Consider the following 14,083-nt stretch of genomic DNA (forward strand, 5'->3'; position numbering starts at 1 on the left):
CGGCAGTGGCGCGATCGACAAGTTCCGGTAACATCGCGCCATGCACAATCATCTCGTCGTCGCGCTCGCCTACGATCGCCTCTGCACGTTCGAATTCGGCTGCGTGGTCGAACTGTTCGCGCTCGAGCGCCCGGAACTCGGCGTCGACTGGTATCGCTTCGCGGTGTGCGCGAGCGAGCCGGGGCCCGTGCGCGCGGCAGGCGGCATTACCGTTGCCGCGCCCTACCGGCTCGCGATGCTCGATCGCGCGGACACCATCGTGATTCCCGGCTGGCGCGATCCGGACGAACGCCCGCCCGAGCCGTTGCTGAAGAAGCTGCGGGCCGCGCACCGGCGCGGCGCGCGGCTCTGCTCGATCTGTTCGGGCGTGTTCGTGCTGGCGGCGGCCGGCGTGCTCGACGGCCTGACCGTGACGACTCACTGGCGGTATGCGGAACGTCTGCAGGCGCGTTATCCGGCGCTGCGCGTGAATCCGGATGCGCTGTACGTCGACGAAGGGCGGATCGTCACGTCGGCCGGCTCGGCGGCGGGGCTCGACATGCTGCTGCATCTGGTGCGCCGCGATCATGGCGGCGCGATCGCGAACCGCGTCGCGCAGCGCCTCGTGCTGCCGCCGCATCGCGACGGCGGGCAGGCGCAGTTCGTGCCGCGTCCGGTCGCACCGGGCGGCACCGACCGGCTCGCGAAGCTGATCGACTGGATGCGCGCGCATGCGGCCGAGCCGCACACGCTCGCATCGCTCGCCGCGCAGGCGGCGATGAGCACGCGCACGCTGCAGCGGCAGTTCGCGGATGCGACGGGGATGTCGCCGCTCGCGTGGCTGATCCGCGAACGCGTGAACGTCGCGAAGGACATGCTCGAAGCGCAGCCCGCGTTGTCGCTTGCGCAGATCGCGGCGCGCGCGGGGTTCGGTTCCGAGGAATCGCTGCGCCGGCATTTCCGGCGCGTCGCGGCGACGAGCCCGGCTGCGTACCGGCGCGGGATGGATCGCGGCGGCACGTAGCGCGCGCCGGGCAGGGCCGCGCGTGCGCGACGATGAAAAGCGCGACTCATGTGGCGGCGGCCGCTCATTCCGAACAACGATGCCGTCCCGCACGCGAAGACGGATGCGGGTGAACCGATGCGGCGCCTGTGGCGCGACGCGCTCGCCTGCGCGGCCGGGCTGCGCGACGCGTTGCCGAAGGCGGTCCGAACGGCCGGGAAGGGGGCGCCGGCGGAGGAGCATCGGCGTATGATCTGGGTTTTCGTCAGCCCGATCCAGGCACCCCCACCATGACATCCGTCGACACTACCCGCGTCCTCGACCATGACAAGCTCGTGACCTTCATCGAGCGCAAGTGGAACGATGAAATCCTCCACGCGCTGACCGACTACATCGCGATTCCCGCGAAGAGCCCCGCATTCGACCCCGACTGGGCGAAGCGCGGCTATCTCGAGCGCGTCGTCACCGACGCCGCGCAGTGGGCCGAACGGCAGCCGGTGAAGGGCCTGAAGCTCGAAATCGTGCGTCTGCCGGGCCGCACGCCGGTGATCTTCTTCGAGTCGCCGGCCACGCGCTCGGGCAGCACCGATACGATCCTGCTGTACGGCCACCTCGACAAGCAGCCCGAATTCGACGGCTGGCGCGCGGACCTCGGCCCGTGGACGCCGAAGTTCGAGAACGGCAAGCTGTACGGCCGCGGCGGCGCGGACGACGGCTACGCGATCTACGCGAGCCTCGCGGCGCTCGGCGCGCTCGACGAGCAGGGCATCGAGCGGCCGCGCTGCGTGGGCCTGATCGAGACCTGCGAAGAGTCGGGCAGCTACGACCTGCTGCCGTACGTCGACGCGTTGCGCGACCGGCTCGGCCAGGTGTCGCTCGTCGTGTGCCTCGATTCGGGCGCCGGCAACTACGACCAGATGTGGCTCACCACGTCGCTGCGCGGCCTCGTGTCCGGCGACCTGCAGGTCGAGGTACTCGAGGAAGGCATCCACTCGGGCGTCTACGGCGGCATCGCGCCGTCGAGCTTCCGCGTGATGCGCCAGTTGTTCGAACGCCTCGAGGACGCGAAGAACGGCAATCTGCTGCCGGGCGCGTTCCATTGCGAGATTCCGGCCAGCCGCGTGCGCGAAGCCGAGGCCGCCGCCGCGATTCTCGGCGACACGGTGTGGAAGGGGCTGCCGTGGGCGTGCGGCCAGGACGGCAAGCCCGTGCTGCCGACCACGACCGACCCGCGCGAGGCGCTGCTGAATTCGACGTGGCGTCCGTCGCTGTCGGTCACCGGCGCGGCCGGCATGCCGGCGCTCGCCGATGCGGGCAACGTGCTGCGTCCGCGCACGGCGTTCAAGCTGTCGCTGCGGCTGCCGCCGCTCGTCGACGCCGCGCAGGCCGTGCAGCAACTGAAGGCGTTGCTCGAACTCGATCCGCCGTACAACGCGAAGGTCACGTTCAAGCCTGACGCGGGCGCCGCGACCGGCTGGAGCGCGCCGGATCTCGCGCCGTGGCTCGCGTCGTCGCTCGACGCCGCGTCGCGCCGCCACTTCGGCGCCGACTGCGCGTACATGGGCCTCGGCGGCACGATTCCGCTGATGAACGTGCTGCAGGAAGGCTTTCCCGCGGCGCAGTTCATGGTGTGCGGCGTGCTCGGGCCGAAGTCGAACGCGCACGGCCCGAACGAGTTCCTGCACGTGCCGTACGCGAAGAAGCTCACGGCGGCGGTGGCCGACGTGATCGCGACCGCGCGCTGATCGTCGCGACGTTCGACGTACCGGTTGCCCGACCCGAACCGACTCGATGGAGTGTTGCCGATGACCGCACTGCCGACGCCCGATACCGAACCGCTGCGCATGCGCGCCGAACCGCTGCATGCATTCGTCGCGGCACTTTGGGAACGGGCCGGCAGCCACCCGCGCGAGGCGACGCTCGTCGCCGATCATCTGGTGGGCGCGAATCTCGCCGGCCACGATTCGCACGGGATCGGGATGATCCCGAATTACGTCGCGTCGTGGCGGGAAGGGCAGTTGCAGCTGAACGGGCACGCGTCGATCGTCCGCGACGGCGGCGCGGTGCTGACGATCGACGGCGGGCGCGGCTTCGGCCAGGTGATCGCGTTCGAGGCGATGGTCGAAGGGATCGAGCGCGCGCGACGCATGGGCATCTGCGCGATCGGGCTGCGCGACGTTCACCACCTCGGCCGCATCGGCCATTGGGCCGAACAGTGCGCGCGCGCGGGGCTCGTGTCGTTCCATTTCGTCAACGTGCCGGGCGACCTGCTGGTCGCGCCGCTGCACGGCACCGATCCGCGCTTCGGCACGAACCCGTTCTGCGCCGCGTATCCGCGAGCGGGCAAGCCGCCGCTGCTGCTCGATTTCGCGACGAGCGCGATCGCGTACGGCAAGACGCGCGTCGCCTACAACCAGGGCAAGCGCGTGCCGGCCGGCTCGCTGATCGACCATCGCGGCCAGCCGACCGACGATCCGGCCGTGATGCACGAGCAGCCGTTCGGCGCGCTGCTGCCGTTCGGGCTGCACAAGGGCTATGCACTCGCGGCGATGTGCGAGATCTTCGGCGGTGCGCTGGTGGGCGGGCATACGACGTACGGCGATACGCTGCAGAAGACGAGTGCGATCGTCAACGGGATGCTGTCGGTGCTGATCGATCCGAAAGCGTTCGACGCAGCCGACGCCGAACGCGAAGCCGATGCATTCGTCGCGTGGGCGAAGGCGTCGCCGCAGGCCGGCGATACGCCGGTGCGGATGCCTGGAGAACCTGAAGAAGCGAGCCGCGCCGCACGCGGCACGGCCGGCATTCCGGTCGACCGCGCGACGTGGCGGCAGATTCGCGAGAGCGCGGCGGCCGTGGGTGTCGACGCGGCGGAGTTCGATGCGTGGACGCGGCGCTGCGAGGTGTCCGCATGAGCTGGCAGGCGGAGAAGGCGCACGGTGAGGAAATCGCGTATCGGCTTGCGCCGCTCGGCACGGTCACCGTTGCGCGGTTCTTCAGCGGTGCGGCGTTGCGGCTCGACGGCGTGATGTTCGGCTTCCTGTCGCGCGGGTCGCTGTTTCTGCGTGTGGACGACGTGAACCGGCCGGCGTTCGTCGCGGCGGGGATGGGGCCGTTCTCGTATGCGCGGCCCACGCGCACCGTCGCGCTCGAGGGCTATTACGAAACGCCGGCCGACGTGCTCGAGGATGCGGGCGCGCTGTTCGACTGGTGCCGCGGCGCGTACCGCGCGGCGCTGCTCGCCGGGCCGCCGAAGCGCAAGGCGAGGGCGGCGTCGAAGGCCGCGCCGAAAGCTGCTGCGAAGGCTGCTGCGAAGACTGCGTCGAAGCCAGCAGCGAAACCGGCGGCGAAACCGGCAACGAAATCGGCAACGAAACCGGCAACGAAACCCGCGTCGGCACAGAAAACGAAGCCGGCGGCGAAATCCGCATCGAAACCGGTGTCGGCTCAGAAAGCGAAACCGGCATCGAAATCATCGCCCGCGCCGGCACCGAAACCTGCGGCGAAGCGCAAGCAGGCGTAGTACCGGTTACGAGAAGCGACGGCGTCGCGATTTTCGCTTTCCTGACTTTGAGGTGCGCCCGTCGCGGCCCACCCGCACGCTGCGCGTGCCGACTCGCCCGCACGATCCGGTGCACGAATGCATCGAGCTTGGCGCACCGCACCTCCTGCACGCTTCACAACGGCCGCCCCGGCGTTTATGATCGGCGCGGGTTGCGCCCGTGCCTGGCGACCCGCACCGGCCTCGCCGCCGGCCCCGCGAACGGCGCACCGTACGCCGCGCGGAACGCTTCCCCACTCACCATCCCAGACGGAGACAGCCGATGCTCGTCCTGATTCTCGGTTTAGCGATCTTCCTCGGTGTGCACTCGATCCGGATCGTCGCCGACGGCTGGCGGTCCGCGACGATCGAGCGGATCGGCGAGAAGGGCTGGAAGGGCGGTTACGCGATCGCGTCGATCGTCGGTTTCGCGCTGATCATCTGGGGGTACGGGATCGCCCGGGCGGGCGCGACGCTGCTGTGGGTGTCGCCGGTCGGCGTGCGCCACCTGACGGGCATGCTCACCGCGGTCGCGTTCGTGCTGATCGCCGCGTCGTACGTGCCGCGCAACCGGATCAAGACGCTCGTCGGCCATCCGATGCTGGCCGGCGTGATGGTCTGGGCGGTGGCGCACCTGCTGGTGAACGGCACCGTGCACGCAGTCGTGCTGTTCGGCGCGTTCTTCGTGTGGTCGATCGTCGATTTCGTCGTGTCGCGTGCGCGGGATCGCCGCGACGGTGTCCGCTATCCGGCCGGCGGGCTGGCCGGCGACGTCGCGGCCGTTGTGGCCGGACTCGTCGCCTGGGCCGTGTTCGCACGGTTCCTGCACGGCCCGCTGATCGGCGTGCGGCCGTTCGGCTGAACGGAGTGCGAACGCCGGTCGGCCTTGCGCCGGCCTGCGATCCTTCACGCCGGCGGCCGGCCCGAACGACGGCTGCCTTCGCCGCAAGCAATGCGCCGCGACGTTCGCGCGCGCCGTCAGGACCGCGAACCGACACGGGACGCGCGAATCCGGGTTGAACGCCTGCGACTCCGGCACGGCGACAAGCGCTGGCAGCGCGACCCGGTTCGGCACCGGATCGCGAAAGACGTGTTGCGGTTTGCGCGTCGATTGCCGCGATCGAGGCGGCAACGGGCGTGCGTCAGATCGGTTTGACGAACAACCCGACGGTCAGCAGCGCGCCGATGCAGACGATCGCGATGCGCAGCACGCGTTCGTTCACGCGATGCAGCGCCCACGCGCCGAGCAGGCCGCCGACGATCGCGCCCGCACCGAGCGCGATCGCCGCGCGCCAGTGCAGTTCGGGCGACGTCACGAACAGCACGACGGCCGATGCGTTCATCACGCCCGCGAGCGCATTCTTCGTCGACATCGCGTGGCGCGGCGGCAGGCCGGCCATCGTCAGCGCGGCCATCATCAGGAACCCGATGCCGCCGCCGAAGTAGCCGCCGTAGACCGCGATCAGGAACTGCGAGACCCCGGCCGCGACGGGGCCGAGATGTTGCGCGCCCGCGCCCGGTTTGCGGAAGAAACTGCCCCACGCGAACACGACCGTCGCGAACAGCACGAGCCACGGCACCAGGTGCGAGAAGATCGACGACGGCGTCTTGAGCAGCAGCAGGCCGCCGAGCGCGCCGCCGGCCACGCTGATCGCGAACAGTGCGCGAAACGGCAGCCTGCCGACGCCGCTCACCATGTTCCGGCTCGCCCAGCCCATCGTGACCTGGCCGGGAAACAGCGCGACCGTCGACGTGATGTTGGCCGCGAGCGGTGACATTCCCGACACGATCAGCGCGGGCAGCGTGATGAACGAGCCGCCGCCCGCGAGGGCGTTCTGGAGGCCGGCCCAGAGGCCGGCGAGGATGATGAGGGCAAGCATCGGTTGCGGGAACGGGGAGGTGGCTGGACTCGCTAGCCGGAAGCGGGCAGGCGCGGCGGACGCACGATGGTAATGCAGGATCGTGGGCGCGGGAAGGACCGACGCGGCGGGAGAGGCCGGGGCTGCGATACGAAGCGTCCGTCGCGTCGTGGCAGGGGGCGAACGTGCCGACGGGATGCGCCGCCGCGGCGATCCCGGTCAGAAAAAACACCCGATTTAACGCTTCATTACGATGGGCTTACCGGAAAGGTGCTAGATTCGCGCACCGATATCTCATCAAGCGGAAGGGGCAAAAAAATGCTGAAGAAATTGGCCGGGATGGCAGTGGTGGTCGGTGCGACTGCGGTGGCGTCGCTGCCTGCCGTGGCAGGCGACACGAACAACGCGCTGGGCGGCGCGCTGGGTGGCGTCGCAGGCGCGGCGGTCGGCAACGCGGTCGGCGGGAGCACGGGGGCGATCATCGGCGGGGCCGTGGGCGGTGGCGCAGGCGGTGCGGTGACGTCGAACAAGCGGGAACGCACGGGCGCGGTCGTCGGCGGCGCTCTGGGCGGCGGCGCCGGCGCCGCTGCGGGCAACGCGATGGGCGGCACGGCCGGCAGCCTCGTCGGCGCCGCCGTGGGCGGCGGCGCGGGTGCGGCGCTGGGCGGCCACGTGTCGCGCAACAACTCGCGTTCCAGCGATCATTACCACGGCAACAAGCACAAGAACAAAAAGCGCCACAAGCACGACGACTGACCGGCGGTTCGCCCGCGAGCGGCGATGGGTCGAGCGCACATCGTCGCGACGTCGTTTCGCACGTCCGCCGGCAAGCGCCGATGGCGCCGGGTGGCCGGGCAAGCCTCCGTGATCGCCGAGCATGAATCGCGACGGACGCCGGGTAATCCGGCGTCGACGCATTTCATGAGGATTCCTGTTGTTTGCGGCGCGGGTGAAGCCACAGCGGAATCGTTCACCCTGGGGCGGACGGTTCGCGGGTGAGCGCACGGGCAAGCTGCAGCAGCAAGGTTGGGCGAGTGCGGCGCCGATTGCATACGCGGCCGGACCGAGCAGATTGAAGCGCGGTTTTGACAACGGTGGACATTCCAGCCGGGCGAGTCGGACGAAACATCACCGAACCCCGGTGAAATGCCGATCGAGTCGCAAAACGGGCGCGGCGGACACTCCAGCCGGTTTTCTCGAATCGCCGGAAGATTTTCGCAAAATCGGTTGATCGGGATTTGTTTCGTGAAACGTATGCGAGCCAAGACGGAATATTGACGAGAAAGTCAATAGAAGAGTCTAAAAGTTCTGTTATTCGATCTCGATGAGCGGACCGTGCGGTGCTTTGCGCGCACGCAGTGCCGGCCGGCCGCGCAGCGCCTGCCGAGGCTCGCGCGGGCTCTGCTGCGGCAGGCCCTGCTTCACCTGCCGGCTTGCGTGCGCGATGCGCGGCGCGACGCAATCGAATCGGTTTTGTTTTATTGTTCATTCGCGTTCATCGTTTCATTTAAACCTGATACGCATCGTGTCGGGTTGCGATTTATTGCAACGCGGTGCACAATCGTTCACAAGTGCAATAAATCCGCAGCGGATTTTTCTCAGCGGCACGAATACTCCCCGCCATTCACTGCCCGCCATTTCGGCGGACGCACGATCGTGCGTCGGGCTCGGCGGCGCGACTGCCGATTTCCGGTCTATCGCGAATCACGGAGCAGATACGCCCGAGGCACGATGCCGCTGGCCCATCGGCCGGCCGGTCCCGACAGTACAGCAAGAGCGCAACATGGCGACTTCCATCGACCTCAATCTTCTCGTCGTTCTGGACGCGTTGTTGTCCGAGAACAGCGTCGTGGGCGCGGCCAACGCGCTCGGCCTCAGTCCGTCCGCACTCAGCCGCTCGCTCGCGCGGCTGCGGGTGATGACGGGCGATCCGTTGCTGGTGCGGGCCGGGCGCGATCTCGTGCCGACCCCGCGTGCGCTCGAGTTGCGCGACAGGGTGCATGCGCTCGTCGTGGAGGCGCATTCGGTCATGTGCCCGTGCGAGCGGGTCGACATGCGTACGCTCAAGCGCACGTTCTCGATTCGCGCGAACGAGGCCTTCGTCGAGACCTTCGCGCCGGCGCTGCTCGAACACGCGTCGCGCGTCGCGCCCGACGTGCGGCTGCGCTTCGCGCCGAAACCCAACAAGCATGTCGATGCGCTGCGCAACGGCGACATCGATCTCGAAGTCGGCGTGATCGGCCAGGCCGGCCCGGAACTGCGCGTGCAGGCGCTGTTTCGCGACCGCTTCATCGGCGTGGTCCGCGCGGATCATCCGCTGGCGACCGGCGAAATCACGCCGCAACGCTTCGCGTCGTTCCCGCAAGTGGGCGTGTCGCGCCGCGGGCAGTTCAACGGCCCGATCGATACGCTGCTCGATTCCCTCGGCATCGTGCGCTCGGTGACCACCGTCGTGTCGAGCTTCCCGACCGCGCTGTCGCTCGCGCGCAGCTCGGACTTCGTCGCCAGCGTGCCGGAGCGGCAGACCGAGCGGTCCCGCGCCGGCATGTACAGCTTCACGCTGCCGTTGCCGATCGCGGACCTGACCGTCTCGCAGATCTGGCACCCGCGTTTCGATCGCGACCCCGCGCATCGCTGGCTGCGCGATTGCGTGCGCAGTATCTGCGCGCCGCGCGTGGCCGATGCGATCGCGCCCGCCAGTCGTGCGGCCGTTTCGATATGACGTGTCGTGCAACTCTGGTGGCGTGCGTCAACGTCATTGATACATTGCGTCTCGTGCATCTTCCGAAGCGTAAATCGATTCGGTATGCTCGATTCCATTGTGACAACACCGGAGATAATGGGTGGGAAGATCGTTGCTTTTGAATTCGCCGAATATTCGTGACGCCTTTAAATAATAAACATCCAATCCGAGGGGCATGTGAATCGAGATGAGCGGCGGAAATGAATCTGAAACATTGGCGTCTTATTCTGGATGGAGAAACGAATGATTCAGTGTGCGGCGAATATAGAGGCTCCCGTGGATGTCGCGTTGAGCATGCGCGAATGCGAGGTATTGCGATGGGCGGCGGAGGGGAAGACCGCGTATGAGATCGGCATCATTCTCGGCCTGACCGAGCGGACGATCAATTTCCACATCTCGAGATCGATCGTCAAGCTCAACGCGTCCAACAAGACCAATGCGGTCGTGAAAGCCGTGTTGATGGGCCTGATCGTGTTTGCTTGAATGGCGCCGGGGTGTCCGTCCGTGGACCCCCGGCTGCGGCATCAGATCGCGCCCTGGAACGACAGCACGCGCGTCCTGAACTCTTCCGGCACCGGCACCGTGGTCTTGCTGCCGTAGTCGAACATCACGTGCGTGGATACGGCCCGCGCAACCACTGCATGATCGTCGGCCGAATCGTCGGCGTCCGCCTGCCCGTCGCGCACCATCAGGTATTCCAGTTCGAAGCTCTTCGATCCGAAGCGCGTGACGCTGCTGCGGACCGTGATCGTATCGCCGTACTGCGCGGGCTTCAGATATTCGCACGAGGTCTTGACCATGATGTGCGGCAGCTTTTCCGAATAGGGCAGCTCGAGCAGATCGTGCATGTAGGTCAGGTACGCGTGCTGCAGATAGTCGTAATAGACGGGGCTGCTCACATGGCCCATCGCGTCCGTTTCCCGATACTTCACGTCGATTCGCGTTTCAAAATATTTTCTTGTCATTACGAGGCTCCTTGGCAGAACAGCAGGTGAGAACGTGTTTTGTCAGGAGTTAAGTTAGACGTGATCCGCATATCGGAATACTGTCGGAAATCACAGATATCCACCATGTGAAATGCTTCTGAGATAAATGACAGTATCACCGGGGATTTGACCGCGCTCTAATTGCCTCCGTAAATCGGCATCCGATCAGCGAGAGTGGAGCGTTAAATGGAAAAACCCGTTGAGGCAGCGTTGACGCAAGGCGTGGCGGTGATCAGTGCGCAGCGGTTGCGCACCGAGTTGCCGTGCGATCCCGGCCTGGCACGGTCGATCGGCGATGCGCGGCGCGCATTGGCGCGCATCATCGCGGGCGAGGACGACCGGCTTGCGCTGATCGTCGGCCCGTGTTCGATCCACGATGCGGACGCCGCGCTGGCGTTCGCGCGCCGGCTCGCGCCACTGCGCGAGCGGTACGCCGATGTGCTCGAGATCGTGATGCGCGTCTATTTCGAAAAGCCGCGCACCACGGTCGGCTGGAAAGGGCTCGTGAACGACCCGTATCTCGACGGCAGCTTCCGGATCGAGGACGGCCTGCGCGTCGCGCGCAAGGTGCTGCTCGGCATCAATGCGCTGGGCTTGCCGGCCGCGACCGAATTTCTCGATCCGATGACCGCGCCGTATCTCGACGACCTCGTGTCCTGGGGCGCGATCGGCGCGCGGACGACCGAATCGCAGATCCATCGCCAGGCGGCCTCGGGGCTCGACCTGCCGATCGGTTTCAAGAACGGCACCGACGGCAACGTGAAGGTCGCGATCGACGCGATCCGCGCGTCGCGCGTGTCGCACAGTTACCTGAGGCCCTCCGTTTCCGGCAGCGTGGAAATCGCGACCACGTCCGGCAATCCCGACACGCATATCGTCCTGCGCGGCGGCAAGACCCCGAACTACGACGCCGCCAGCGTCGCGGCCGCCTGCGCCGCGCTGCGCGACGCGCATCTTCCCCCGTACGTCGTGATCGACGCGAGCCATGGCAACAGCGGCAAGCAGACCCGCGCGCAGATCGACGTCTGCGGCAACCTCGCCGCGCAACTGCATCGCGGGGAGCGCGCGATCGTGGGCGTGATGATCGAGTCGTTCCTCGTCGAGGGGCGGCAGGACCTGGTGCCGGGCACGCCGCCGGTGTTCGGCCAAAGCATTACCGACGCATGTCTCGGCTGGGATCACACGGCCGAACTCATCGAGCAGTTGGCTGCCGCGGCGGTTGCGCGGCGGCGTTCGCCAGCCGGCTTCATCGCGCACGGTGCCGCCGTCGCGAGGCAGGCCGTTTCTTACTGAATGAAAGGAGCTCTCTTGAACTCACCCATCGACATCGCCCGCGCGCTCGACTGGAAAGGCGACGGCGCCAGCCGCACGCCATACGAGGCGTATACGAGTGAAGCGCTGTACCAGCGGGAACTCGAGCGCCTGTTCTATGCGAATCACTGGTGCTACATCGGCCTCGAAGCCGAAGTGCCGTCTCCCGGCGATTTCCAGCGCACGGAAGTCGGCGAGCGATCCGTCGTGATGACGCGCACGGAGGATGGCGAGATCGTCGTCTTCGAAAACGCGTGCGCGCACCGCGGCATGCAGTTCTGCCGCGAGCGCTCGGGCAAGGCGAAGGATTTCCACTGCCCGTATCACCAGTGGAACTACGACCTGAAGGGCAACCTGATCGGCGTGCCGTTCCGGCGCGGCGTGCGTCAGGGCGGCACGATCAACGGCGGCATGCCGGCGGATTTCGAGCCGGGCAAGCATGCGCTGCGGCGCCTGCGCGTGTCGACGCGCGGCGGCGCCGTGTTCGCGTCGTTCGACGAGAACGTCGAATCGTTCGAGGATTTCCTCGGCCCGCGCATCCTGCCTTACTACGACCGCCTGTTCCACGGCCCGAAGCTGACCGTGCTCGGCTATACGCGGCAGCGCGTGCCGAGCAACTGGAAGCTGATGGTCGAGAACATCAAGGATCCGTATCACGCGGGGCTGCTGCACACCTGGTTCGTCAACTTCGGCCTGTGGCGCGCGGACAATCCCGCCCGGCTCGTGACCGATGCGCATCACCGGCACGGCGCGATGGTGTCGATCCGCAGCGGCGGCGGCGGCGGAGAAGTGACCCACAACGTGACGAGCTTCAAGGAGCGCATGACGCTGCACGACGACCGCTTCCTCGACGTCGTGCACGAACCGTGGTGGGGCGATCCGACCGTCGTGATGCTCACGCTGATGCCGAGCGTCATCATCCAGCAGCAGGTCAATGCGCTGTCGACGCGGCGCATCCGGCCGATCGGCCCGGGCGTGTTCGACTACGTGTGGACGCATTTCGGTTTCGAGACCGACACCGAGGAGATGACGCGGCGCCGTCTGCGCCAGGCCAATCTGTTCGGGCCGGCCGGTTTCGTGTCGGCGGACGACGGCGAGGTCATCGAATGCGTGCAGCAGAGCTTCGAGCAGATCCAGCACGGCAACGTTTACAACGAGCTCGGCGGCCGGCAGATCGACGAGCAGACCGAACACATGGTCAGCGAAACGCTGGTGCGCGGCATGTACCAGTACTGGCGCCAAGTGATGGAGGCCTGAATGAGCACGATCACGACAAGAACGGCCCGGCCGGCCGCCGAGCCGCACGCGGGCGGCGCGACCTTCGAGGATTTCTATTCGCTCGTCCAGCTCAACGCGAGATATGCGGCCGTGCTCGACGGCGGCGACTGGGACGCGTGGCCGGAATTCTTCATCGAGCAATGCCGGTACACGGTGGTGCCGCGCGAGAACCACGAGCGCAACCTGCCGCTGGCGGTGATGGATTTCGAGAGCAAGGGCATGCTGAAGGATCGCGTCTACGGGATCAAGGAGACGCTGTTCTTCGATCCGTACTATCAGCGCCACGTGATCGGGCTGCCGCTCGTCACGTATCTCGACGACACGGTGATCGAGGCGGAGACGAACTACGCGGTGCTGCGCACGAAGACCGAGCAGATGAGCGACGTGTACAACACCGGGCGCTACCTGGACCGCATCCTGCGTACGCCGCACGGGCTGCGTTTCGAGTCGCGCATCTGCGTCTACGACAGCGAGATGATTCCGAACTCGCTGATTTACCCGATCTGAACGAGGTGCCGAACGTGACTACGGAATGGATCGATGCAGTCGCGCCGGAAACGGTGCGCGCGGACGGAATACTCGGCGTCTGGGTGGGCGGCCGCGACATCGCGCTGTATGCCGTCGGCGACGAGATCTTCGCGACCGAGAACCAGTGCACGCATGGCGATGCGCGATTGAGCGACGGCTTCCTGCTCGACGACGAGATCGAATGCCCGCTGCACCAGGGGCGCTTCAGCGTGCGGACCGGCATGGCGCTGTGCGCGCCGTTGACGACGTGCGTGCACACCTACCCGGTGAAGATCGAGAACGGCCGCGTGTTCGTGCAGCTCGCGCCGGCCGACGCGGCGGCGCCGGCGTCCGCGCCTGCGGAGGCGCGATCATGAGCGCGTACGTGGTGTTCGACATCGACGTGCACGACGTCGACGCTTACCAGGCGTACCGCCGGCTCGGCGCGCCGACGGTGGCCGAGTACGGCGGGCGCTTCCTCGTGCGCGGCGCCGAAGTCGAGACGCTGGAAGGAGACTGGGCGCCCAAGCGCGTCGTCGTGCTCGAATTCGAGTCGGCGGAGCGCGCCCGCGAGTGGTATCGGTCGGAGGGTTATCAGGCGGCCAAGCGCCTGCGCGAGCCGGCCGCGCGGACGATCGGCATCCTTGCCGACGGCTACGTGCCGGCGCCCGGCGATCCGCGTTAATCCGCGTTAAGCGGCGCAGTTGAAGGGGCTGCGCGCCGTGTCGATCGGCGCGCAGCCCTTTTTTCATTCGCGGTGCCGTCGAGCGCGGCCCGCCAGGCCGATTCACCGATGACGGCGATGCGATTCGGCAGAGACTTCCGCCGCCCGCCGCCCGCCGCCCGCCGCCCGCCGCCCGCCGCCCGCCGCCCGCC

14 protein-coding genes and 1 pseudogene are annotated in these 14,083 nt (G+C 67.3%); 13 read left to right on the forward strand and 2 right to left on the reverse strand.

From position 1 onward, the window contains the following. Positions 1-40: 40 nt before the first annotated feature. The 5 genes from ftrA to WS64_RS29380 all read left to right on the forward strand — a co-directional run bounded on the left by ftrA (position 41) and on the right by WS64_RS29380 (position 5,385). Positions 41-1,003 carry a transcriptional regulator FtrA gene (gene ftrA, locus WS64_RS29355; RefSeq protein WP_059584588.1) on the forward strand — a complete coding sequence of 321 codons (963 nt, stop codon included), beginning with the start codon at positions 41-43 and terminating at the stop codon, positions 1,001-1,003. A 269-nt stretch (positions 1,004-1,272) separates the two neighbouring features. After that, a complete protein-coding gene (locus tag WS64_RS29365) occupies positions 1,273-2,727 on the forward strand; it encodes a M20 family metallopeptidase (RefSeq protein ID WP_059639823.1) in 1,455 nt (484 codons plus the stop codon). 60 nt (positions 2,728-2,787) lie between these two features. Then, positions 2,788-3,897, forward strand: a complete 1,110-nt coding sequence (locus tag WS64_RS29370; RefSeq protein WP_060968936.1) for a malate/lactate/ureidoglycolate dehydrogenase — start codon at positions 2,788-2,790, stop codon at positions 3,895-3,897. Continuing rightward, a complete protein-coding gene (locus WS64_RS29375; protein ID WP_060968643.1) occupies positions 3,894-4,505 on the forward strand; it encodes a TfoX/Sxy family protein in 612 nt (203 codons plus the stop codon). Before WS64_RS29370 ends, WS64_RS29375 begins: the two co-directional genes overlap by 4 nt. Before the next feature lie 301 nt (positions 4,506-4,806). Further along, positions 4,807-5,385: an NnrU family protein gene (locus tag WS64_RS29380; RefSeq protein WP_060968644.1), complete on the forward strand. Its 579-nt coding sequence runs from the start codon at positions 4,807-4,809 to the stop codon at positions 5,383-5,385. Between the two features lie 280 nt (positions 5,386-5,665). Here the strand turns inward: WS64_RS29380 and WS64_RS29385 are convergent, their stop codons facing one another. Continuing rightward, the gene (locus WS64_RS29385) at positions 5,666-6,403 is read right to left on the reverse strand and encodes a sulfite exporter TauE/SafE family protein (RefSeq protein ID WP_060968645.1); all 738 of its coding nucleotides are present in this window, start codon (positions 6,401-6,403) and stop codon (positions 5,666-5,668) included. A gap of 297 nt (positions 6,404-6,700) precedes the next feature. Between WS64_RS29385 and WS64_RS29390 the strand changes: the two genes are divergently transcribed. The 3 genes and pseudogenes from WS64_RS29390 to WS64_RS29400 all read left to right on the forward strand — a co-directional run. Continuing rightward, positions 6,701-7,138: a hypothetical protein gene (locus tag WS64_RS29390; protein WP_059584599.1), complete on the forward strand. Its 438-nt coding sequence runs from the start codon at positions 6,701-6,703 to the stop codon at positions 7,136-7,138. A gap of 688 nt (positions 7,139-7,826) precedes the next feature. After that, positions 7,827-9,104, forward strand: coding sequence for a LysR family transcriptional regulator (locus WS64_RS29395; protein WP_347876647.1), 1,278 nt, complete (start codon positions 7,827-7,829; stop codon positions 9,102-9,104). A 306-nt stretch (positions 9,105-9,410) separates the two neighbouring features. After that, a pseudogene (locus tag WS64_RS29400) lies at positions 9,411-9,608 on the forward strand (LuxR C-terminal-related transcriptional regulator); the annotation flags it as partial. A 41-nt stretch (positions 9,609-9,649) separates the two neighbouring features. Here the strand turns inward: WS64_RS29400 and WS64_RS29405 are convergent. Further along, complete coding sequence (locus WS64_RS29405; RefSeq protein WP_060011819.1) at positions 9,650-10,090, reverse strand: acyl-CoA thioesterase; 441 nt, start codon at positions 10,088-10,090, stop codon at positions 9,650-9,652. 207 nt (positions 10,091-10,297) lie between these two features. On the opposite strand from WS64_RS29405, the gene WS64_RS29410 reads away from it, so the two are divergent. From WS64_RS29410 to WS64_RS29430, 5 genes are read left to right on the forward strand one after another with little or no spacing between them, the layout of a single operon-like run. Next, positions 10,298-11,404, forward strand: coding sequence for a 3-deoxy-7-phosphoheptulonate synthase (locus tag WS64_RS29410; protein ID WP_063896793.1), 1,107 nt, complete (start codon positions 10,298-10,300; stop codon positions 11,402-11,404). 15 nt (positions 11,405-11,419) lie between these two features. After that, a complete protein-coding gene (locus WS64_RS29415) occupies positions 11,420-12,679 on the forward strand; it encodes an aromatic ring-hydroxylating oxygenase subunit alpha (protein ID WP_050018149.1) in 1,260 nt (419 codons plus the stop codon). Beyond that, positions 12,680-13,207, forward strand: a complete 528-nt coding sequence (locus WS64_RS29420; RefSeq protein WP_059584605.1) for an aromatic-ring-hydroxylating dioxygenase subunit beta — start codon at positions 12,680-12,682, stop codon at positions 13,205-13,207. Positions 13,208-13,221: 14 nt separating this feature from the next. Next, positions 13,222-13,584 (forward strand): non-heme iron oxygenase ferredoxin subunit, encoded by a 363-nt coding sequence (locus WS64_RS29425; protein ID WP_059640013.1) that lies wholly within the window; start codon positions 13,222-13,224, stop codon positions 13,582-13,584. Continuing rightward, positions 13,581-13,892 (forward strand): DUF1330 domain-containing protein, encoded by a 312-nt coding sequence (locus tag WS64_RS29430; protein WP_060011815.1) that lies wholly within the window; start codon positions 13,581-13,583, stop codon positions 13,890-13,892. Before WS64_RS29425 ends, WS64_RS29430 begins: the two co-directional genes overlap by 4 nt. Positions 13,893-14,083: the final 191 nt, after the last annotated feature.

Origin of the sequence: Burkholderia anthina, from assembly GCF_001547525.1 — a bacterium.
GTDB classification, from domain to species: Bacteria; Pseudomonadota; Gammaproteobacteria; order Burkholderiales; family Burkholderiaceae; genus Burkholderia; species Burkholderia semiarida.